This is a genomic window from Amycolatopsis sp. NBC_01307, from assembly GCF_035975215.1.
Taxonomy (GTDB): Bacteria; Actinomycetota; Actinomycetes; order Mycobacteriales; family Pseudonocardiaceae; genus Amycolatopsis.
The window spans coordinates 14,364-33,938 of sequence record NZ_CP108403.1 but is presented as its reverse complement, the minus strand read 5'-3'; the positions used below and the strand labels follow the sequence as shown (position 1 = coordinate 33,938).

At 72.1% G+C, this 19,575-nt stretch carries 23 protein-coding genes; 12 read left to right on the top strand and 11 right to left on the bottom strand.

The features are described 5' to 3' along the window. Positions 1-55: 55 nt before the first annotated feature. From OG439_RS00170 to OG439_RS00160, 3 genes are read right to left on the bottom strand one after another with little or no spacing between them, the layout of a single operon-like run. A complete protein-coding gene (locus OG439_RS00170) occupies positions 56-283 on the bottom strand; it encodes a hypothetical protein (protein ID WP_247062693.1) in 228 nt (75 codons plus the stop codon). Then, a complete protein-coding gene (locus OG439_RS00165; protein ID WP_326947319.1) occupies positions 276-1,115 on the bottom strand; it encodes a phosphoribosylaminoimidazolesuccinocarboxamide synthase in 840 nt (279 codons plus the stop codon). The genes OG439_RS00170 and OG439_RS00165 overlap by 8 nt, the downstream gene beginning before the upstream one ends. Further along, positions 1,112-1,861: a GntR family transcriptional regulator gene (locus OG439_RS00160; protein ID WP_247062689.1), complete on the bottom strand. Its 750-nt coding sequence runs from the start codon at positions 1,859-1,861 to the stop codon at positions 1,112-1,114. The genes OG439_RS00165 and OG439_RS00160 overlap by 4 nt, the downstream gene beginning before the upstream one ends. Before the next feature lie 136 nt (positions 1,862-1,997). Between OG439_RS00160 and OG439_RS00155 the strand changes: the two genes are divergently transcribed. Beyond that, on the top strand, positions 1,998-2,453 hold the full coding sequence (locus OG439_RS00155) for a hypothetical protein (protein ID WP_326947318.1): 456 nt from the start codon (positions 1,998-2,000) through the stop codon (positions 2,451-2,453). Here OG439_RS00155 and OG439_RS00150 read toward each other — a convergent pair. Together OG439_RS00150 and OG439_RS00145 are read right to left on the bottom strand one after the other, a co-directional pair. Further along, the gene (locus tag OG439_RS00150) at positions 2,450-3,136 is read right to left on the bottom strand and encodes an IspD/TarI family cytidylyltransferase (protein ID WP_326951456.1); all 687 of its coding nucleotides are present in this window, start codon (positions 3,134-3,136) and stop codon (positions 2,450-2,452) included. The genes OG439_RS00155 and OG439_RS00150 overlap by 4 nt on opposite strands. 20 nt (positions 3,137-3,156) lie before the next feature. After that, positions 3,157-3,705, bottom strand: coding sequence for a dihydrofolate reductase family protein (locus OG439_RS00145; RefSeq protein ID WP_326947317.1), 549 nt, complete (start codon positions 3,703-3,705; stop codon positions 3,157-3,159). Positions 3,706-3,861: 156 nt separating this feature from the next. Here OG439_RS00145 and cobT point away from each other — a divergent pair, with 156 nt between their 5' ends. Further along, positions 3,862-4,938 (top strand): nicotinate-nucleotide--dimethylbenzimidazole phosphoribosyltransferase, encoded by a 1,077-nt coding sequence (cobT, locus tag OG439_RS00140; RefSeq protein WP_247062686.1) that lies wholly within the window; start codon positions 3,862-3,864, stop codon positions 4,936-4,938. A 69-nt stretch (positions 4,939-5,007) separates the two neighbouring features. Here cobT and OG439_RS00135 read toward each other — a convergent pair whose 3' ends face one another. Then, the gene (locus tag OG439_RS00135) at positions 5,008-6,111 is read right to left on the bottom strand and encodes a branched-chain amino acid aminotransferase (RefSeq protein WP_326947316.1); all 1,104 of its coding nucleotides are present in this window, start codon (positions 6,109-6,111) and stop codon (positions 5,008-5,010) included. Positions 6,112-6,229: 118 nt separating this feature from the next. On the opposite strand from OG439_RS00135, the gene OG439_RS00130 reads away from it, so the two are divergent. Continuing rightward, positions 6,230-6,535 (top strand): hypothetical protein, encoded by a 306-nt coding sequence (locus OG439_RS00130; protein WP_326947315.1) that lies wholly within the window; start codon positions 6,230-6,232, stop codon positions 6,533-6,535. Here OG439_RS00130 and OG439_RS00125 read toward each other — a convergent pair. Next, positions 6,492-7,166 carry a DUF402 domain-containing protein gene (locus tag OG439_RS00125; protein ID WP_326947314.1) on the bottom strand — a complete coding sequence of 225 codons (675 nt, stop codon included), beginning with the start codon at positions 7,164-7,166 and terminating at the stop codon, positions 6,492-6,494. The two genes, OG439_RS00130 and OG439_RS00125, sit on opposite strands and share 44 nt — an antisense overlap. Continuing rightward, positions 7,159-8,007, bottom strand: a complete 849-nt coding sequence (locus tag OG439_RS00120; protein WP_326947313.1) for a hypothetical protein — start codon at positions 8,005-8,007, stop codon at positions 7,159-7,161. The genes OG439_RS00125 and OG439_RS00120 overlap by 8 nt, the downstream gene beginning before the upstream one ends. Positions 8,008-8,116: 109 nt before the next feature. On the opposite strand from OG439_RS00120, the gene OG439_RS00115 reads away from it, so the two are divergent. From OG439_RS00115 to OG439_RS00105, 3 genes are read left to right on the top strand one after another with little or no spacing between them, the layout of a single operon-like run. After that, a complete protein-coding gene (locus OG439_RS00115) occupies positions 8,117-9,616 on the top strand; it encodes a leucyl aminopeptidase (RefSeq protein WP_326947312.1) in 1,500 nt (499 codons plus the stop codon). Beyond that, positions 9,617-10,594: an SMI1/KNR4 family protein gene (locus tag OG439_RS00110; protein ID WP_326947311.1), complete on the top strand. Its 978-nt coding sequence runs from the start codon at positions 9,617-9,619 to the stop codon at positions 10,592-10,594. It begins immediately after the preceding gene. Beyond that, positions 10,591-11,043, top strand: a complete 453-nt coding sequence (locus OG439_RS00105; RefSeq protein WP_326947310.1) for a GNAT family N-acetyltransferase — start codon at positions 10,591-10,593, stop codon at positions 11,041-11,043. The genes OG439_RS00110 and OG439_RS00105 overlap by 4 nt, the downstream gene beginning before the upstream one ends. A gap of 67 nt (positions 11,044-11,110) precedes the next feature. On the opposite strand, the gene OG439_RS00100 is transcribed toward OG439_RS00105, so the two are convergent. Next, positions 11,111-11,455, bottom strand: coding sequence for an oxidoreductase (locus OG439_RS00100; RefSeq protein ID WP_326947309.1), 345 nt, complete (start codon positions 11,453-11,455; stop codon positions 11,111-11,113). A gap of 181 nt (positions 11,456-11,636) precedes the next feature. Here OG439_RS00100 and lpdA point away from each other — a divergent pair, with 181 nt between their 5' ends. The 5 genes from lpdA (at position 11,637) to lipB (ending at position 17,284) form a co-directional block, all read left to right on the top strand. Continuing rightward, positions 11,637-13,010, top strand: a complete 1,374-nt coding sequence (gene lpdA, locus OG439_RS00095) for a dihydrolipoyl dehydrogenase (RefSeq protein ID WP_247062673.1) — start codon at positions 11,637-11,639, stop codon at positions 13,008-13,010. A 56-nt stretch (positions 13,011-13,066) separates the two neighbouring features. Then, positions 13,067-14,848, top strand: coding sequence for a 2-oxoglutarate dehydrogenase, E2 component, dihydrolipoamide succinyltransferase (gene sucB, locus OG439_RS00090; protein ID WP_326947308.1), 1,782 nt, complete (start codon positions 13,067-13,069; stop codon positions 14,846-14,848). 200 nt (positions 14,849-15,048) lie between these two features. Beyond that, on the top strand, positions 15,049-15,924 hold the full coding sequence (locus OG439_RS00085; protein ID WP_326947307.1) for a TIGR01777 family oxidoreductase: 876 nt from the start codon (positions 15,049-15,051) through the stop codon (positions 15,922-15,924). Continuing rightward, on the top strand, positions 15,921-16,544 hold the full coding sequence (locus tag OG439_RS00080; RefSeq protein ID WP_326947306.1) for a phosphatase PAP2 family protein: 624 nt from the start codon (positions 15,921-15,923) through the stop codon (positions 16,542-16,544). Before OG439_RS00085 ends, OG439_RS00080 begins: the two co-directional genes overlap by 4 nt. Next, positions 16,541-17,284 carry a lipoyl(octanoyl) transferase LipB gene (lipB, locus tag OG439_RS00075; protein ID WP_326947305.1) on the top strand — a complete coding sequence of 248 codons (744 nt, stop codon included), beginning with the start codon at positions 16,541-16,543 and terminating at the stop codon, positions 17,282-17,284. The genes OG439_RS00080 and lipB overlap by 4 nt, the downstream gene beginning before the upstream one ends. 66 nt (positions 17,285-17,350) lie before the next feature. On the opposite strand, the gene OG439_RS00070 is transcribed toward lipB, so the two are convergent. Then, positions 17,351-18,286 carry an LLM class F420-dependent oxidoreductase gene (locus OG439_RS00070; RefSeq protein WP_326947304.1) on the bottom strand — a complete coding sequence of 312 codons (936 nt, stop codon included), beginning with the start codon at positions 18,284-18,286 and terminating at the stop codon, positions 17,351-17,353. Between the two features lie 5 nt (positions 18,287-18,291). Beyond that, positions 18,292-18,912 (bottom strand): TetR/AcrR family transcriptional regulator, encoded by a 621-nt coding sequence (locus OG439_RS00065; protein ID WP_326947303.1) that lies wholly within the window; start codon positions 18,910-18,912, stop codon positions 18,292-18,294. A gap of 131 nt (positions 18,913-19,043) precedes the next feature. Here OG439_RS00065 and OG439_RS00060 point away from each other — a divergent pair, with 131 nt between their 5' ends. Beyond that, positions 19,044-19,568 (top strand): hypothetical protein, encoded by a 525-nt coding sequence (locus OG439_RS00060; protein WP_326947302.1) that lies wholly within the window; start codon positions 19,044-19,046, stop codon positions 19,566-19,568. Positions 19,569-19,575: the final 7 nt, after the last annotated feature.

Below are 19,575 nucleotides of genomic sequence, written 5' to 3'. Positions count from 1 at the left end.
CCGTGAAGGCCTCCTTACCGGCCGTAAGAGCCGGTAAGGAGGCCTTCACGGCTTTTCAGTCCTGGTTGATCCGGGCCTGGTAGGGCACGTGGCCGTCCAGGTCGAGGCCGTCCTCCGGGGAGACGCGGGGCTCGACGCCGAATCCGCGCAGCAGGCGGCTCGCCCCGGCCAGCCGGTCACCGCCGCGGCCCGGGAGCCGCTCCGGCGTGAAGCCGCGCTCGGCCAGCAGGCTCTCGACGTCGTCCATCAGCCGGTACGGGTCGTAGCCCCGCGGCTCAACCACGGGGCCAGGTCTTCCCGGTGATCCGCTCGTAGACCTCGGTGTAGCGCTGCCGCGTCTGCTCGACGATGTCCGCCGGGATCTCCGGCCCGGGCGGGGTCTGGTCCCAGCCGGTGCCGCGCGACCAGTCGCGCACGAACTGCTTGTCGAACGCGTGCTGCGGCCGGCCCGGCTCCCACTCGTCGGCGGGCCAGAAGCGCGACGAGTCCGACGTCAGGACCTCGTCGCCCAGGGTCAGCGTGCCCTCGGCGTCGAACCCGAACTCCAGCTTGGTGTCGGCGATGATGACGCCCTGCGCGGCGGCGTGTTCGGCGCCCTTCGCGTAGATCTCCAGCGTCAGCTCGCGAAGCCGCTTCGCGGTGTCTTCGCCGATCTCGTTCAGCACCTCGTCGAAGGTCATGAACTCGTCGTGCCCGGTGTCGGAGATCTTCGTCGTCGGCGTGAAGATCGGCTCCGGCAGCTTGTCGCCCTCGACCAGGCCCGGCGGCAGCGAGACGCCCGAGATCTTGCCGTCGCGCTGGTACTCCCGCAGGCCGAGGCCGGCGAGGTAGCCGCGGGCGATGCACTCGACCTGGACCATCTTCAGCGGCTTGCAGCGCATCGCGCGGCCGGCGAACTCGTCCGGGACGTCGGTCGCGGAGACGACGTGGTTCGGGACGACGTCGGACATCCGGTCGAACCACCACGCGGACAGCTGGTTGAGCAGCTTGCCCTTGTCCGGGATCGGCGTCGGGAGCGAGACGTCGTAGACCGAGACGCGGTCGGTGGCGACCAGCAGGAGGTCGCCGTCGAGCTCGTAGAGGTCACGGACCTTGCCCGCGTGGATGTGCTTCATTCGCCGTCCTCAGTCGTGTACTCGTGGAAAACCCAGTGTTCGGGCAGCGCGGCGGACTCACCGTATTCCACGACCGTGCCGTCGGCCGCGAGGAAGGTGCTCCGGCCGAGCAGCACCGGCGACCCGGCCGGCACCGCCAGCTCGGCCGCCTCGTTCTCGTCCGCCCGGCCCGCCGCGTGCCGTTCCTGCGTGACGGTGATCTTCGTGCCGAGCCGCGCGGCCGCGTGGGCCGACGTGCCCTCGACGATCCGCTCCGGCACCAGCAGCGCCGGCGCCCTGGCCGAGAGCGCGCCGTCGAACCACGAGGTCGACGTCGAGAGCGGGCGCGAGTCCGGCCCGTAGGTGGTGCGCCGCCGCCGGATGGCCGGGGCGCCCGCCTCCAGGCCGAGAGCGGCCGCGGCCCGCTCGATCGCCGGTTCGAGCCCGGCCGACCGGATCACGGCGTAGTGGCCCGGCGGGTAGATCTTGCCGGTGCGCGCCGAGGCGACACTGCGGTCGAGTGCGCTGCGGTGCAGGCCGCCGCGGTCGACGACCGTGCCGACGCCGCGCACCGGACGCACGAGGCCCTGCGAGCGGAGCGTGGCCAGCACCTTGGTGGCCGTCGCCATCGCGACGGCCCACGTGCGCGCGATCTCGCGGGCGGACGGCACCGCGTCGCCCTCCTGCAACCGGCCGGACAGGATGTCGTCACGGATCCGGCCCGCGATCTGCAGGTACGGCGGCTCAGGACGGTCGAGGGTGGGCAAGGCGGCTCCTCACGAGGACTACGCACAAGTGTTCTAGCACGCCAGGGGGTCTCCCTCAAAGCCCTGCTCAGAACCACCCAGGTGTACTAGTACACGCGCTGGACTGCGCTCTAGTACGCAAGTTACCCTCGAAAGTGTGTCCCCGCCCACATCCCACACCGGATCAGGCGGCCCGGATCTCGAGGAACTGCTCGAGGAGCTCCGGCGCCGCAAATGGGTGCTGCACCTGTTCGGCGGCCGCGAGGCGCCGGAGATCTACGCGGCGGTCTTCCAGTGGCAGACCTGCGCGGACGTGGTCGTACTCCGGGACGAGCACCGGGCGAGCGCCTACCGGGTGCCGACGTTCCCGGGCACCGACGTGTTCAGCCCGCGGGTGGTCACGTGGCAATACCACGCCACCCCGGTCTGGACGCTGCGGGCGGCGCTGACCTTGGCGGAGCCGGGCACCCCCGGCGCCCCACTGCAAGCGCTGCGCCCGCAGCCGGGCTGTCACATCCCGATGGAGCTCCGCGCGGACGTGACGATCCGCCCGACCTGGACCGGCTTCGAGGAGGAGAAAGGGGACAACGGCGGACCACCCGCCTGCGCTTAGCGGGCGAGCAGCCGCTCCGCGACCACCAGGTCGTGGGGGTAGGTGATCTTCAGGTTCTCGGGCGCACCGGGGACCCACCGGATCGGCAGGGAGGAGTACCGCTCCATGCAGGACGAAGTGTCCGTTCCCGAGAAGCCCTCACGCTCCGCCTGTTCGTAGGCCTCGAGCAGCGGTCCGGCCCGGAAGCCCTGAGGCGTCTGGACGCGGATCGCGCCGGGCACCTGGGCGACCAGGTGCCCGGCATCCACTTCGACGACGTCGTCCGCGGCCAGGCCCGGCACAGCCCCCCCGTCCTCGCGTGTCCGGGCCAGCACCGCGCCGACCAGGTCGGAGTGGACCAGCGGCCGGGCCGCGTCGTGCAGCAGCACGGCGTCGACCCGGCCGCCTGTTATGCGCGGGGCGAGGTGGCGCAGCGCGTTCAGCTCGGACGCCTGCCGCGTGGGCCCGCCGTGCACGATCTCGACGTCGCCGTCGAAGCCGGCGAGCACCTCGTTCGCGAGCTCCGCGTCCTGCGGCCGGATCACCAGCACCAGCACGCCGACGCCGGGCACCCCGGCGAAGGCGTCGAGGGACCAGGCGACCACCCGCCGCCCGGCCAGCGGCAGGTAGACCTTGTTCAGCCGCGCGCCGACGCGGGTGCCCGCGCCGCTGGCCAGCACCACCGCGGCCGCCGTCTTCTCCACCGTCTCCACGAGCGGCGAGACTACTGGGCGGGCGTGTAGCTCAGGATGATCATGCCGGTGTCGTGCACCTCGGTGCCGTTCAGCGTGAACGTCTTCTGGCCGGTCTCGCGGTAGAGCAGCTGGTCCGGGGTGGCGTTGCCGGAGAGCACCGGGTGCAGCCAGACGCGCAGCTCGTCGAGCAGGCCGTTGTCGAGCAGCAGCCGGGTGACGTCGCCGAAGCCGTACTGCAGGATGTCGCCCGCGGTGCGCTCCTTGAGGGCCCGGATCTCGTCGACGACGTTCTCCGAGATCACCTTCGAGCCGGTCCACTCCGGGTCCTTCAGCGTGGTGGACACAACGTACTTGTCGATGCTGTTCATCCGGTCGGAGACCTCGTCCTTGGGCAGCTGCGGCCACGCCTGCGAGAAGCCGTCGTACGTCTTGCGCCCCATGATCAGCGCGTCGCTGGCGGCCAGCTGCGCCTTCACGGCCGCGTGGGCCTGCTCGCCGAGGTACGTGAAGTGCCAGTTCTGCATGTTCGTGATGTCGCCGTCGAGGGTCATGTACGTGGCGTTGACGATCCGGCCCATGGTGGTGTCTCCCTGTGTTCGTGCTCCCGCTTACGACCACGCGTCGAACGGGGCAGGCCCGGATCGACACGTCTCACGAACTATTTTCGCGGGCCCGGTAGGTTGGGCCGCGGCGGTGCCGGAAAAGACTGCCGCCACAAGAGGAAAGGGCCTGGTGTGGAGCCGGAAGACATCGAGTTCCCCGAGATCACCCCGCCCGACGAGCACGCCCGGTCCGCGGCGATCGCCCTGCACGACAAGCTGGTCAAGCCCGCCGGGTCGCTCGGCAGGCTCGAGGAGCTGGGCGTCTGGATCGCGGCCTGCCAGGGCCAGTCGCCGCCGCGGCCGTTCACCCGGCCCCGGGTCGTCGTCTTCGCCGGGGACCACGGGATCGCCGCCAAGGGCGTCTCGGCCTATCCCGCCGAGGTCACCTCGCAGCTGCTGGGCACGATGCTGACCGGCGGCGCCGTGATCAACGTGCTGGCCGCCGCCGCGGGCGCGAGCGTCCGCGTGGTCGACATGGCCGTGGACGCCGAGGCCCCCGCGACCCGCTCGATCGGCGAGTTCAAGGTCCGCCGCGGCTCCGGCTCGATCGACGTCGAGGACGCGCTGAGCGCCGCCGAGGTCAAGGCCGCGGTGCGCGCCGGGATCACGATCGCCGACGCCGAGGTCGACGGCGGCGCGGACCTGCTCATCCCCGGCGACCTCGGGATCGGCAACAGCACGCCGGCGTCCGTGCTCGTCGCGGCGCTGACCGGCACCGAGCCGGTGGCCGTGGTCGGGCGCGGCTCCGGCATCGACGACGACGCCTGGATGCGCAAGGCCACCGCGGTGCGCGACGCGCTGCGCCGGGCCCGCGTCGTGCTGGCCGACCCGATCGCCCTGCTGCGCACCACCGCGGGCGCCGACATCGCCGCGATGGCCGGGTTCCTGGCCCAGGCCGCGGTCCGGCGGACGCCGGTGGTGCTCGACGGCCTCGTCGCCTGCGCCGCGGCCCTGGTCGCCGAGGACCTCGCCCCGGGCGCCCGCCGCTGGTGGGTCGCCGGGCAGCGGACGGCCGAGCCGGCACACGGCCTCGCGCTGGAGCACCTGGACCTGGGCCCGCTGCTGGAGCTGGACGTCCGGCTCGGCGAAGGCACCGGCGCGGTGACGGCGTTGCCGCTGCTGTCGATGGCCGCGCGCGTCCTGGCCGAGACGGCCACGCACGAGCAGGCCGGCGTCTCCGGCCCGCTCATCCCCGCCGTCGCCACCTGACCCGGAAAGCCGTGAAGGCCTCCTTACCGGCGCTTATGGCCGGTAAGGAGGCCTTCACGGCTCTAAAGTTCAGCCGAGCGGGACCATCCAGTTGTCCGGGTCCGGGCGGGTGCCCTCCTGGATGCCGGTCAGCTCTTCGCGCAGCTTCATCGTGAGGGTGCCCGGCTGCCCGTCGCCGATCGTGAACTCGCCGTTCGCGTGCTTGACGTGCCCGACCGGGGTGATCACCGCCGCCGTGCCGCAGGCGAACGTCTCCGTCAGCTCCCCCGAGGCCGCCGCCTTCTCCCATTCGTCGGTGGAGATCCGGCGCTCCTCGACCTTGTGACCGAGGCGCTCCGCGAGCTGCAGCAGCGACTTGCGGGTGACGCCGGGCAGCAGCGAGCCGGTCAGCTCGGGGGTGACGAGCCGGGCGTTCTCGCCGGAGCCGAAGACGAAGAACAGGTTCATCCCGCCCATCTCCTCGACCCAGCGCCGCTCCACCGCGTCGAGCCAGACGACCTGGTCACAGCCCTTTTCGACGGCCTGCGCCTGGGCCACGAACGACGCCGCGTAGTTGCCGGCGCACTTGGCCGCGCCGGTGCCGCCGGGCGCCGCGCGCACGTATTCGGTCGAGAGCCAGACGCTCACCGGCTTGATGCCGCCGGAGAAGTACGACCCGGCAGGCGACGCGATGACGGTGTAGACGTAGTCGGCGGCCGGGCTGTTGACGCCGAGGCCGGTGGACGTCGAGATCATGAACGGCCGCAGGTAGAGCGCGTCACCCTGCCGGGTGGGAACCCAGCGGTTGTCGACGGCGATCAGCTCGCGCAGCGACTCGAGGAACAGCTCCTCGGGCAGCTGCGGCATGGCGAGCCGCTCGGCCGACTGCCGGAAGCGCGCGGCGTTGGCGTCCGGGCGGAACGACGCGATCGCGCCGCTCGGCTGGCGGTAGGCCTTGAGACCCTCGAAGATGGCCTGGCCGTAGTGCAGCACCGACGTCGCCGGGTCGAGGGTGAACGGGGCGTAGGGGCCGACTTTGGCGTCGTGCCAGCCTTCGCTCTTGGACCACTTGACCGTCACCATGTGATCGGTGAAGTACAGCCCGAAACCGGGGGCGGTGAGTACCTCCGCGACGCGTTCCTGGCTCGCAGGGCTCGAGTGCGGGACAGAGGTGAACTGCGTCGTGATGGTCATGGCCAGAGAATACCTGTTGGTCGGAAGCGCGTTAGTCGGATGTCCACGTGTTTTCCGACGGCGTTCCCGACCGGCTGGGCGTCCCGCGTCCGCGCCCCGACCACACTAGGATGACGCCGTGACCTTTCACTCCACTGAGCCGGTCCCCCGGTCCGCCCCGGGCACCGGCGCCGGCGTCAAGACGTTCGTCACCGCGGTGCTGCTGACCTTCGGCGTCGGCCTGCTCGGCATGGTCGGCTGGGCCGTGCTCAGCAGCGGCTTCGGCGGCTTCCTCGGCCTGGTCGCCGGGGTCTTCGGCGTCGTCTGGTGGCGCAGCATCCACGACAAGACGGTGTTCCCGCAGGTGATCCCGACGAAGTCCGTCGTGATCCTCGCGGTCGTCAACGCCGTGCTGGCGCTGATCCTGATCCTGACGGCGGGCTGAGCTCCGCCAGCAGCCCCGCGGGCAGCTCCGGCGCCGGCCAGTCCGGGTCCGGGCGGAAGTCGGTGTCCGTCCCGTCGAACGGGTAGGCGCCGCGCTCGGCCAGCGCGCCGATCCGCTCGCCTTCGGCACGCAGCCGGTCGAGCTGCTCCGGGGTCAGCCGGCCGGCGTCGATCGCCACCTCGGCCTCGTCCTCGTCGTCCCAGCGCCAGGTGCCGTCCCGGTCGACGACGACGTCCAGCACGCCGTCGACCCGGTCCACCGCGCCCGGGCCGCGGCCGAGCGGCACCTCGAGGTTGACGTACCAGTTCGTGAACCGGCCCGCGGCGTCGAAGAACCACCACACCGACGACCATTCGTCGTCGGCGATCCGGCGCAGCGTGGACGTGCGGTGCCAGAAGTCCGGGACGGCGACGCGCGGGATGCGGAACCGCTGCTCCAGGGGCGCGTCCGCCATGTGCCGGCCGTCGACGAGCCGGCTGCCGACGATCGGCGTGCCGGCCGGGATCCAGCCGAGCAGGACGCGGCCGTCGTCTTCGAGGACGCGCAGCGGGTGAACCTGGCCGATCGAGCCGTCCGGCCGGTGGAACCGTTCGAGCACGGTCTGCCCGGGCCGCCAGCGTCGATCACTCACGCGACCCACTGTACCGGCGGGCGCGCACGCCGAGTAGCAGTGCGATCACGGTCGCCAGTCCGGCGGCGACGAGCACCGGGAGCACGGGCAGGAAGTACGCGGCCACGGCGGCGACGGCCAGGCCCGCGAGGCCGGGCACGCCGGCCCGGGTCCGGACCTCCGCGCCCGCGGCGAGCGCCGGCACCACGGTCGCGACCACGGCGAACGCGGTGAGCAGCGGCTGCAGCGAGTCCGCGTCGGCGGCGGACAGCAGATCGCGCAACGACGTCAGCGACAGCCCGAGCCGGACCGCACCGAGCTGGTACAGCGCGGCGAAGGCGGCCAGCACCGCGACCGCGCCGAGCAGCAGCACGCGGAGCCCGGCGTTGTCCCGGCCCGCCGGCCGCAGGAACGGCAGCGTGAGCACGGCCGCGACGAGCACCCCGGCGAAGTTCGGCGGCTGCAGGCCGCCACCGACGGTCGACACCGGCGGCACCGCCACGCAGAGCGCCACCAGGACCAGCCCGGCCACCAAGAGCACCCCGCCCGCGGCCCGTGCGACGAACGTAGGGATCTTGAGCCCGGCGAACCCCGCCCCGGCGACCACCACGACGAACACCGCCGCGGCGAGTTCCCGGTGCGCGGGGAAGACGTACGCGCCGAACGCGATCGCGTAGACCGCGGTCTCGGCCGGCCGCGCGACGGCCACGACGACCCGGTCCACCAGGGCATCACCCGGTTCCGGCACCCGCGCCGTCCCGGCCGCGGCCACCGCCGCGAGCACCAGCCCGGCCAGCAGCCACCAGCCCGCGCCCGCCGCCCCGGCCGCCAGCGCGACCAGCAGCCCACCGCCCAGCCGCACGCCGCCCTCCCTCTCCCTCTGTTCACCCGTGCACCGCTTGTCATTAGCATGGCTCACGATCCCGACCGGGCCGGTGCCCGGTGCCACGTGAACGCGCGAGGAGCCAGAAGTGACCGTGCCCAAGCTCGCCCTGTCCGACAACACCGGGGAGGCACTGGCCAAGACGCGCGCCGACGTGGTCGTCATCGGCACCGTGGCCGGCGAGGACGGGCCCGTGCTCGCCGCGGGCGCTGAGGCCGTGGACGCCGCCTTCGACGGCCGGCTCGCTGGCCTGCTCGCCACGCTCGGTGCGAGCGGCAAGGCCGAAGAGGTCGTCAAGGTGCCGACGCTGGGCAAGCTGTCCGCCGGTGTCGTCCTGGCCGTCGGTCTCGGCAAGGCGGGCGCCGGCGTCACCCCCGAGCAGGTCCGCCGCGCCGCCGGTGCCGCCGGCCGCGCGCTCGCCGGCACCGACCGCGCGTTCGTCACGCTGTCGGCGCTCGACCTGCAGGCCGCCGTCGAGGGCACGATCCTCGGCTCGTACGTCTTCACCGCCTACCGCTCCGAGAAGGGCGACGCGCCGGTCGCGAAGCTCGACTTCGCGAGCCCGGCGGAGGGGACGGCCCGCGACCACAAGGCGACGCTGAAGGCGTCCGCCGGCATCGCCGAGGCCGTGCTGACCGCCCGCGACCTGATCAACACCCCGCCGAACGACCTGTACCCGGCGTCCTTCGCCGAGCGCGCCAAGAAGCTCGCCGAGGACAACGGCCTCGAGTTCGAGGTGCTCGACGAGAAGGCCCTCAAGCGCAAGGGTTTCGGCGGCATCCTCGGCGTCGGCGGCGGCTCCTCGCGCCAGCCGCGGCTCGTCCGCCTCGCCTACAAGCCGGCCAAGGCCGTCAAGAAGGTCGCGCTGGTCGGCAAGGGCATCACGTTCGACTCGGGCGGCATCTCGCTCAAGCCGGCCGCCAACATGGACCACATGACCTCGGACATGTCCGGCGCCGCCGGCGTGCTCGCGTCGGTCGTCCTGGCCGCGAAGCTCAAGTACCCGCTCGAGGTCGTCGCGCACATCCCGCTGGCGGAGAACCTGCCGTCCGGGACGTCGTACCGCCCGGGTGACGTCCTCACCATGTACGGCGGCAAGACCGTCGAGGTGCTCAACACCGACGCCGAGGGCCGGCTCGTGCTGGTCGACGCCATGGTGCGCGCCGCCGAGGAGAACCCGGACTACCTGATCGAGACCTCGACGCTGACCGGCGCCCAGGTCGTCGCGCTCGGCAACCGCACCGCCGGCGTGATGGGCTCGGAGGACTTCCGCGACCGCGTCGCCGCGATCATGCAGGCCACCGGCGAGAACGGCTGGGCGATGCCGCTGCCCGAGGAGCTGCGCGCCGACCTCGACTCGCGGCTGGCCGACCTGGCCAACGTCACCGGGCACCGCTGGGGCGGCATGCTCGCGGCCGGCATCTTCCTGCGCGAGTTCGTCGCCGACGGCCTCGACTGGGTGCACATCGACATCGCCGGCCCGTCGTTCAACACCGCCGGCCCGTGGGGCTACACCGGCAAGGGCGGCACCGGGGTGCCGGTCCGCTCGATCGCCGCGGTGCTGGCGGACATCGCCGCCAACGGCTGAGTGGATCCGGGCGAGTACCTCGAAGCGGCGGTCAGGGACGTCCTGACCGCCGCTTCGTCCACTGTGGACAACCAGGTCGGGTACGCCGCCCTGCTGCTGGCCACCGCCGGCGCCCTCGGCGAGGCCGACCGGCTGGTCACCCAGTGGCAGGCCGGTACCGAACGGCCGGTGAGCGCGCTCGCGAGCGACCCGATCCGGGCCCGCGCCTGGGAAATGCTCTTCGAGGCCCGCGGCGGTCGTCCGTCGTGGGCCGAAGGCCTGCCGCCGCTCGATCCCGACGCCGAAGAGCGCGCGCACACGGCCACCCTGCGCCGCCCGGTCTCCGATCTCGACGGCGTCCTCCCGCCCGGGGCGATCGCCGAAGTGATCAAGCACGTCGCGCCGTCCCGGCCGGACAAGGCCCGGACCGCGCTCGCCGACGGTGACCTCGCCCGCTGGGCCGAGCTGACCGGGCCGCGTCCCGACGTCGCGACGCTGGCCGCGACGCGCGCGCTGGCCCCGGCCCTGGTGGCCGGCGCGGACCCGCTCGGCCTGGGCGACTGGGCCGAGGCGTGCGCGGGCGCGCTGGTCGCGGCGCTGAACGAGCGGTACCCGCCCGACCTGGGCACCTGGCCGGAGCTGATCGCGGCGATCCTGCGCCTGCGCGGCAGTACCGTCGCTGCCGCCTCCGCGCCGCCGGCGGCGTCGGCCGCGGCGATCCGCTCGGCGGAACAGCGCCTCGGCGTGGAGCTGCCCGAAGACCACCGCGCGTTCCTGCGCACTTGCGACGGGCTGCCCGCCGACGTCGTCTTCCCGCGCCTGCTCGGCACGGCGGACCTGCGCGCCGAGAACGGCGTGGTGCTGCTGGCCGACCCGGCCGTCCTGCTGCTCTCGGCGTCGCACGTGGTGGAGGTCGACCCGGTGCTCGGCACGACCGTGCACCCGTCGTTCCGCTCGGTGCTCGAACGGCACGCCACCCTGTTAGCGTCGGCGCGGTGACCACCCTCACCGTGGAGAAGATCACTCCCGACAACGTCGCGGCCACGTGCCAGCTGGCGGTCGAAGAGCACCAGAAGGACTTCGTCGCGCCGGTCGCCGTCTCGCTGGCCGAGGCCTACACCCGGCCGGAGGTCGCCTGGCCGCGGCTGATCCGCGCCGACGGCGAGCCTGCCGCCTTCGTGATGGGCGCGTTCGACCCGGACGCGGAGCTGGACTTCTTCCGCTGCGGCATCTGGCGGCTCAACGTCGGGGCCAGGGTCCAGGGGCGCGGCTACGGCCGGTTCGCCGTGGAAGCCGTCCTCGACGAAGCCCGGCGGCGCGGTGAGAAGGCCGCGACGGTGCTGTGGCTCCCGGCCGAAGGCGGCCCGGAGGACTTCTACCTGCGGCTGGGCTTCCGCCGCACCGGCCAGACCTTCAACGGCGAGGTCGTCGGCCGCATCGAGCTGTAGGTCTGCCGCGGCTCGTCGTGAGTGGCAATGAGGGTTCTAACCCGAATTACCACTCACGACGGGTGCGCTAGGCCTGGCCGCGCTTCTTGCGTTCGGTGTACTCGCGCATCCGCTTCGGGTAGCCGATCCGCGCGACCTCGTAGACCGGGATCGAGCGGCGCTGGCCGAAGTTCTGCGCGGCGTCGAGGCTGCTGATCCGGCGCCGGGTCCACTCGCCGTCGTGAGCGACCAACACCACTGTGGTCTCGGTGACGTTCGTCTTCGGCTCGACGAACGCCTCCACCCCGCGCCGCGAGGCCGCCCACTCTTCGAGGTGCCGGGTGTCCTCGGTGTTGGCTTTCCGCAGCGTGCCGGCCTTCTGACCACCCTTGCCGCGCCTGCGCAGCGAGTCGAAGAGCCCCACCGCGACCACCTCTCCTCCGGGTACTTTGCCTGTTCATTATCCCGGACCGCGCGTGTGGTCGGCGTCGCACACCCGGCTAGGTCGCAGCCCCGTCCGGCGTAGTGACAAGATGGCGGTGTCGCGCGCGCGGTTATACCGGGCAGGGGCGACAACAGAGCACCACCCCACTGCTTGCCGAGGAGCTATTGAAGTGACCGACACCTCCGCCGACCTCGTGATCCTGGGAGGCGGATCGGGCGGCTACGCCGCGGCGTTCCGCGCGGCCGAGCTGGGCCTTTCCGTCACGTTGATCGAGAAGGACAAGCTCGGCGGGACCTGCCTCCACCGGGGCTGCATCCCGACCAAGGCACTGCTGCACGCCGCCGAGGTCGCCGACGAAACCCGCGAAGCCGGGTCCGTCGGCGTCAAGGCCGTCTTCGAGGGCATCGACATCGCCGGGGTCAACAAGTACAAGGACGGGATCGTCTCCCGCCTGTACAAGGGCCTGCAGGGCCTGGCCAAGGCGCACAAGGTGAACCTCGTCGAGGGCAGCGGCACGTTCGTCGGCGGCACGACCGTCGAGGTGGACGGCACCCGCTACACCGGCAAGAACGTCATCCTCGCCACCGGTTCGTACTCGCGCACGCTGCCCGGGCTCGAGCTGGGCGGCCGCGTCATCGCCAGCGAGCAGGCCCTCGCCCTGGACTACGTCCCCAAGAAGGTCGTCGTCCTGGGCGGCGGCGTGATCGGTGTCGAGTTCGCCAGCGTCTGGGCCTCCTTCGGCGTGGACGTCACCATCGTCGAGGCGCTGCCCCGGCTGGTCCCGAACGAGGACGAGTTCGCTTCCAAGCAGCTCGAGCGGGCCTTCCGCCGCCGCAAGATCGCCTTCAAGACCGGCGTGCGGTTCACCGGCGCGAAGCAGGACGACAACGGCGTGAGCGTCTCGCTGGAGTCCGGCGAGACCCTCGAGGCCGACCTGCTCCTGGTCGCCGTCGGCCGCGGCCCGAACTCGGCCGGCCACGGTTACGAGGAGGCCGGCGTCAAGATCGAGCGCGGCTTCGTCCTCACCGACGACCGGCTGCGCACCAACCTGCCGAACGTCTACGCCGTCGGCGACATCGTCCCGGGCCTGCAGCTCGCGCACCGCGGCTTCCAGCAGGGCATCTTCGTCGCCGAGGAGATCGCCGGGCTCGCCCCGCGCGAGATCGACGAGAGCGGCATCCCGCGGGTCACCTACTCGCACCCGGAGGTCGCTTCGGTCGGGCTGACCGAGTCGCAGGCCAAGGAGAAGTACGGTTCGGACGTCACCACGTTCACCTACGACCTCGGCGGCAACGGCAAGAGCCAGATCCTCAAGACCTCCGGCGGGGTCAAGCTGGTCAAGGCGCCGGACGGCCCGGTCGTGGGTGTACACATGGTGGGTGACCGCGTCGGCGAGCTCATCGGCGAAGCGCAGCTGATCTACAGCTGGGAGGCTTTCCCCGAGGACGTCGCCCCGCTCATCCACGCCCACCCCACCCAGACCGAGGCCCTCGGTGAAGCGTTCCTTGCCTTGGCCGGCAAGCCGCTGCACGTGCACAGCTGACGTCTCACCAGCAGAATCCAGACCACGCAGAATCTTGAAAGAGGAGTCAGCGAACGATGGCCTACTCCGTCACATTGCCGGAGCTCGGGGAGAGCGTCACCGAAGGCACCGTCACCCGGTGGCTCAAGCAGGAAGGTGACACCGTCGAGGTCGACGAGCCGTTGCTCGAGATCTCGACCGACAAGGTCGACACCGAGGTGCCCTCCCCGGTGGCGGGCACGGTCGTGAAGATCAGTGCCCAGGAGGACGAGACCGTCGAGGTCGGCGGCGAGCTCGCCGTCATCGACGACGGTTCCGGCGGCGCGCCCGAGTCTTCCGCCCCCGCGCAGGAAGAGCAGAAGTCCGAGCCGGAACCCGAGCCCGAGCCCGAGTCCGCCCCTGAGCCGCAGGCCCGGGAAAGCGCACAGGACAGCGCCCCGAGCAAGCCGGACACCGCGCCGGCCGCCGACGGCGAAGGCACCGAGGTGAAGCTGCCCGAGCTGGGCGAGAGCGTCACCGAGGGCACCGTCACGCGCTGGCTGAAGCAGGTCGGCGACTCGGTCGAGGTCGACGAGCCACTGCTCGAGATCTCCACCGACAAGGTCGACACCGAGGTGCCGTCGCCGGTCGCCGGCACGGTGCTGGAGATCCGCGCGGGCGAGGACGAGACCGTCGAGGTCGGCGGCGTCCTGGCCGTGATCGGTGCCGCGGGTGCCGCGCCGAAGGCGGAGTCCAAGCCGGAGCCGGTCCAGGAGTCCAAGCCGGAACCGAAGCCCGAGCCCAAGCCCGAGCCGGTCCAGGAGAGCAAGCCCGAGCCCAAGCCGGAACCGAAGCCCGAGCCGAAGGCCGAGCCCGCTCCCGCCGCGGCGAAGGAAAGCTCGGCGGACGGCCCGTACGTCACGCCGCTGGTGCGCAAGCTGGCGTCGGAGCACGGCATCGACCTGTCGAGCCTGACCGGCAGCGGTGTCGGCGGCCGGATCCGCAAGCAGGACGTCCTGGCCGCGGCCGAGGAGAAGCAGAAGGCCGCGGCCGCTCCGGCCCCGGCCGCCGCCGCTCCGGCTGCGCAGGCTCCCGCGGCGCCGGCCCCGGCCGCTCCGCGTGCGACGTCCACCGCGGTCTCCCCGGAGGTCCAGGCGCTGCGCGGCACCGTGCAGAAGGCCAGCCGGATCCGGCAGATCACGGCCACCAAGACCCGCGAGTCGCTGCAGATCGCCGCGCAGCTCACGCAGGTCCAGGAAGTGGACGTGACCAAGATCGCCAAGCTGCGCCAGCGGGCGAAGGGTGCCTTCAAGGAGCGCGAGGGCGTCAACCTGACGTTCCTGCCGTTCTTCGCGAAGGCGACCGTCGAGGCGCTCAAGCAGCACGCGAACGTCAACGCGTCCTACAACGAGGACACGAAGGAGATCACCTACCACGGCGCCGTGCACCTGGGCATCGCGGTGGACACCGAGCGCGGCCTGCTCTCGGTCGTGATCCACGACGCCGGTGAGCTGAGCCTGGCCGGTATCGCGCACCGCATCGCCGACCTGGCGGGCCGGGCGCGGGCCAACCAGATCAAGCCCGACGAGCTGTCCGGTGGCACGTTCTCCATCACCAACATCGGCAGCGTCGGCGCCCTGTTCGACACGCCGATCATCGTGCAGCCGCAGTCGGGCATCCTCGGCACCGGCGCGGTCGTCAAGCGCCCGATCGTCGCCACGGACGCCGACGGCAACGACACGATCGCCATCCGCTCGATGGCGTACCTCCCGCTGACCTACGACCACCGCCTGGTGGACGGGGCCGACGCGGGCCGCTTCCTGATGACGATCAAGCAGCGTCTGGAAGAGGGCAACTTCGAGGACGAGCTCGGTCTCTGACTCAAGCAACGACGAAGGCCGCCACGGAACTCTCGTGGCGGCCTTCGCCGTTTCCGGACGCGAGGTTCGAGCGGCGCCGTTGTCCGTGAAGGACTCCTTCCCGGCCATAAGAGCCGGGAAGGAGTCCTTCACGGCTTTCCGGGCCGGTTTCCCGCGGGACCCGGAGTGCGAGGCGGACCCCGATGGGCCACGATCGACCCATGCGAGTACTCATCGCCGGAGCGAGCGGCTTGATCGGGTCGGCGCTGGGCGACCGCCTGCGGCGCGACGGCCACGACGTCCGCACGCTGGTGCGGCGCGAAACCCGGGCGGCGGGCGAACACCGCTGGGACCCGCCCGCCGGCACCATCACCGACGGTGCCTTCGAGGGTGTCGACGCCGTCGTGAACCTGGGTGGCAAGCCGCTGTTTCCCGGCCGCTGGAGCGCGATGCGCAAGCAGCAGCTGACCGACAGCCGCGTCGAACCGACCGAGGTGCTCGCCGAAGCCGTCGCCGAACACGGCGTCGGCGTGCTGGTCAACGCCTCCGCCGTGGGGTACTACGGCAACCCCGGACCATCCACTGTGGACGAGAACTCGCCGCGGGGGCAAGGGTTCCTGGCCGAGCTGTGCGCGGAGTGGGAAGCCGCGACGGCGGCGGCGCGTGACGCGCGGGTCGTCCACATCCGGACCGGGCTGGTGCTGTCGACCAAGGGTGGGCTCTACGGCACGCTGCGGCCGCTCTTCCGGTTCGGCCTGGGCGCGCGTCTCGGCGACGGCCGCCAGTACATGCCGTGGATCGCCCTCGACGACGAGGTCGGCGCGATCGTCCACGCCCTCACGCACGATTCGCTGTCCGGCCCGGTGAACCTGACCGGGCCCGCGCCGGTGACCAACGCCGAGTTCACCCGCGCGGTCGGCCGCACGCTGCACCGGCCCGCGCCGTGGTTCGTGCCCGGGTTCGCGCTCAAAGCCGTGCTCGGCCAGGCCGGCGAGGAAATGGCGCTGTTCGGGCAACGCGCGCTCCCGGCCGCGTTGGAACGCTCCGGTTACGCGTTCCGGCACCCGACGCTGGACAGCGCGCTCGCCGCCGCATGACCGTTCAGGTCCGGCGCTGGCTCGTCGTCGGCGTGGTGCTGTCGGCCGCGTTCGTCCTGCTCGGGCTGAGCGTCGCGCGGCAGCCGCTCGCCCTCGACGTCGCCGTGGCCGACGCCCTCCACGACGTCTACGCCCAGCCGCTCGGCCGGGTCGCCCAGGCCGGCAGCGACGTCCTCGGCCCGGTGCTCCCGTTCGTCCTCGGCACGGCCCTGGTGGCGCTGGCGCTGCGGCGGCGCGAACACGTCGGCCTGTGCGTCCGGCTGGCGGTCGTGCTGGTGCTCTGCCGGCTGACCAGCTTGGTGTTCAAGCCGATCTTCCTGCGCGAACGCCCGCGCGACTACCCGGACCTGAGCTACCCGAGCGGGCACGTGACGTCGGTGGCGAGCACCGGGTTCGTCCTGCTCCTGCTGTGCGCGTGGCTGTGGCCGCGGCTGGTGAAGCGGGTCGCGGTGGCCGTCGTCGTGGCCACCGTGCTGATCGCCGCCTGCCGGGTCGTGCTGGGTGTGCACTGGGTCACCGACACGATCGGCGCGGTGCTCGCCGTGACCGGTGTCGGGCTGCTCTCAGCGTGCGCCTTGCGCCTGCTTCCGCCGGGTGACGGGCGTAGCCTCGACGGGTGAGTTCTTCCCGGATTTCCTGCCGCGCCAGCACCGAACCCGTCGACGTCCGCGAGCTCGGCACGATCGACTACGCCGAGGCCTGGGAGCTCCAGCGGAGCGCGCTCACCGCGCGGGCCGACGGCACCGCCGGCGACACGATGCTCCTGCTGCAGCACCCGTCGGTGTACACCGCCGGGAAGCGCACCGAGCCCGCCGACCGGCCCACCGACGGCACCCCGGTGATCGACGTCGACCGCGGTGGCAAGATCACCTGGCACGGCCCCGGCCAGCTGGTCGGCTACCCGATCGTGAAGCTCGCCGACCCGATCGACGTCGTGCACTACGTGCGGCGGCTCGAGGAGGCGCTGATCCACGTGTGCGACCAGCTGGGCGTGCACACCGGCCGCGTCGAAGGCCGCAGCGGCGTCTGGATCCCGGCCGACGAGCGCGGCATCGAGCGCAAGATCGCCGCGATCGGCATCCGCGTCCAGCGCGGCGTGACGATGCACGGCTTCGAGCTGAACTGCGACGCCGACCTGGCCGCGTTCGACAGCATCGTGCCGTGCGGCATCCGCGACGCGGGCGTGACGTCGCTGTCGTACGAGCTGCGGAAGGACGTCAGCGTGGAGGCGGTCCTGCCGCTCGCGCGCGACGCCGTCCTCGCGGCGCTCGAAGGCGAGCTGCCGGTGACCGACGACCGCTGGCTCCCCCGCCCCCAGGCCCCGCAAGCTGCCGGCGTCACCTTCGCCCTGCAGAACTGACCAAGTCCGTGAATGCCACATCGAGGGACATAGCGTCCCTCAATGTGGCATTCACGGACTTCGGGCTCAGTCCAGCTGCGGGGCGACCTCGGACGCGATGAGGTCGATCTGGTCCAGGTCGGACAGGTCCAGCAGCTGCAGGTAGACGCGGGTGATCCCGGTCTTCTCGCGCCACTGCCCGATCCGGTCGACGACCTCGGCGGGCGAGCCGGCCAGGCCGCTCTCCCGCAGCCCGGCGACGTCGCGCCCGATGGCCGACGCCCGGCGCTCGACCTCGGCGTCGTCGCGGCCGACGCCGATGACCAGCGCCACCGAGCGCAGGATCTCCTTCGGGTCGCGGCCGATCTCCTGCGCCGCCGCCTCGACGCGGGCGAACTGCGCGGCCGCGGACTCCTGGTCGGCGAACGGCAGGTTGAACTCGTCGGCGAACCGCGCGGCCAGCGCCGGGGTGCGCTTCTTGCCCGAGCCGCCGATGATCACCGGCGGGGCCGGCGACTGGGCCGGCTTCGGCAGCGCCGGCGAGTCGATCAGCGTGTAGTGGCCGCCCGTGAAGGAGTACGTCTCCCCCGCCGGCGTCTTCCACAGCCCGGTGATGATCTCGAGCTGCTCGGCGTAGCGGTCGAAGCGCTCCTTCAGCGGCGGCAGCGTGAGGCCGTACGCCTCGTGCTCGGCGTCGTACCAGCCGGCGCCGAAGCCGAACTCCACCCGCCCACCGGACATCTGGTCGACCTGCGCCACCGAGATGGCCAGCGGCCCGGGGTGGCGGAAGGTCGCCGCGGTGACGAGCGTGCCGAGCCGGATCCGGCTGGTCTCCCGGGCCAGGCCGGCGAGCGTGATCCACGCGTCGGTCGGGCCGGGCAGGCCGTCGGCGTCCCCCATCCTCAGGTAGTGGTCGCTGCGGAAGAAAGCGTCGTAGCCGGCGGCTTCGGTCGCCTTGGCGACGCGCAGCAGGTCGTCGTAGCTGGCCCCTTGCTGGGGCTCGGTGAAGATCCTCAAGTCCACGAAGATCAGCCTATAGACGGAGCGGCCTCTTCGCCGTCGGTGCGCCGCAGGCGGACCAGCATGCGGACGATCACGTCCTCGATCTCGGCGCCGACCTTCTTCGGGTCCGGCGAGCTGGCGATCTCGGTGGCCGCGCTCGACAGCGCGCCGAACAGCAGCCGCGCGGTGACCTCGACGGGCACCGGCTCGACCTCGCCCGCGTCGATCAGCGACTGCAGGCCCGTGCGCACCAGCCCGAAGCTGCACCGTTCCTCGGCCTCGCGCCAGCGCTCCCAGCCCATCACGACCGGCGCCTCGTGGATGGCGATCCGCTGGTAGGCGGGGTCGAGGCAGGCGCGGATGAACGCGTTGAGGCCGCCGAGGGCCCGCTCCCAGGGGGTGCCCTCGCCGTTCATGATCTTGTCCAGGCGGTCGTAGACGAGGCTTTCGACCGAGTCGAACGCGGCTTCGAAGAGAGCCTGCTTGCCGCTGAAGTGGTGGTAGAGCGCGCCCTTCGTCACGCGGGCGCGCTTGGCGATCTCGTCGAGCGAGGTCCCCGCGTACCCGCGCTTGGTGATCAGTTCCACCGCGCTGTCGACCAGCGCCGACCGCGTCGACTCGGAGTAGTCGAGTCGCCTGGACCTCATTGTCGCCACCTTCACAACTTTACGCCCGGAGGACCTCTCCATACCCATGGTATGTTCACCGGGTCAGGTCCGTACCGGGAGTATGCCGCAGACCCGCGGTATGACCCCCGCCACGGAAGGGGAGCCACACCATGAGCTGGACCGACTTCTACCGACGTCAGGAAATCCTCGAAGCCACCGTCCGCCAGGCGGGCCGGAACCCGGGCGCGCCGCTGCCGCTCGACGAGGTCCCCGGAGCCGAAGACCACTTCGGCTGCGAGGAGAACGTCCTCGCCGCCCTGCAGTACAAGTGGACGCAGGTGCTGGCCGGCCGGCTGCGCACCGAGGTCACCGACCCGGACGACGCCGACGGCTTCGGCGACCACGTCGACGCCGTCACCCGCGCCTGGCGCGCCACCGTCGACGAGCACGAGACGCTGCGCGCGGTGCTCGACGGCGGGCTCGAGCGCCACGCGTCGCTGCGCCGCATGCACGACGGCGAGCTGCGGATGCTCGCCGTCACCTCGGGGCTGGCCGACCCGCGTGAGCCGGCCGACGAGATCACCAAGGTGGGCCACACGCTCGAGGCGCTGCTGCGCACGAGCCGTGAGCAGTCCCACTGCCCGCGCCGCCCGATGATGAGCGGCTTGCGGCGCCTGCTCGCGCCGAGCGCGTAACCACGGT

Bases quoted from the DNA above. Each gene is read 5' to 3' on its own strand.
- OG439_RS00165 (WP_326947319.1), bottom strand. From the start codon at position 1,115: ATGAAGCACATCCACGCGGGCAAGGTCCGTGACCTCTACGAGCTCGAC.
- OG439_RS00145 (WP_326947317.1), bottom strand. From the start codon at position 3,705: ATGGGCCGGATCGTCAACGCCACGTACATGACCCTCGACGGCGACATC.
- OG439_RS00135 (WP_326947316.1), bottom strand. From the start codon at position 6,111: ATGACCATCACGACGCAGTTCACCTCTGTCCCGCACTCGAGCCCTGCG.
- sucB (WP_326947308.1), top strand. From the start codon at position 13,067: ATGGCCTACTCCGTCACATTGCCGGAGCTCGGGGAGAGCGTCACCGAA.
- OG439_RS00085 (WP_326947307.1), top strand. From the start codon at position 15,049: ATGCGAGTACTCATCGCCGGAGCGAGCGGCTTGATCGGGTCGGCGCTG.
- OG439_RS00080 (WP_326947306.1), top strand. From the start codon at position 15,921: ATGACCGTTCAGGTCCGGCGCTGGCTCGTCGTCGGCGTGGTGCTGTCG.
- OG439_RS00065 (WP_326947303.1), bottom strand. From the start codon at position 18,912: ATGAGGTCCAGGCGACTCGACTACTCCGAGTCGACGCGGTCGGCGCTG.
- OG439_RS00060 (WP_326947302.1), top strand. From the start codon at position 19,044: ATGAGCTGGACCGACTTCTACCGACGTCAGGAAATCCTCGAAGCCACC.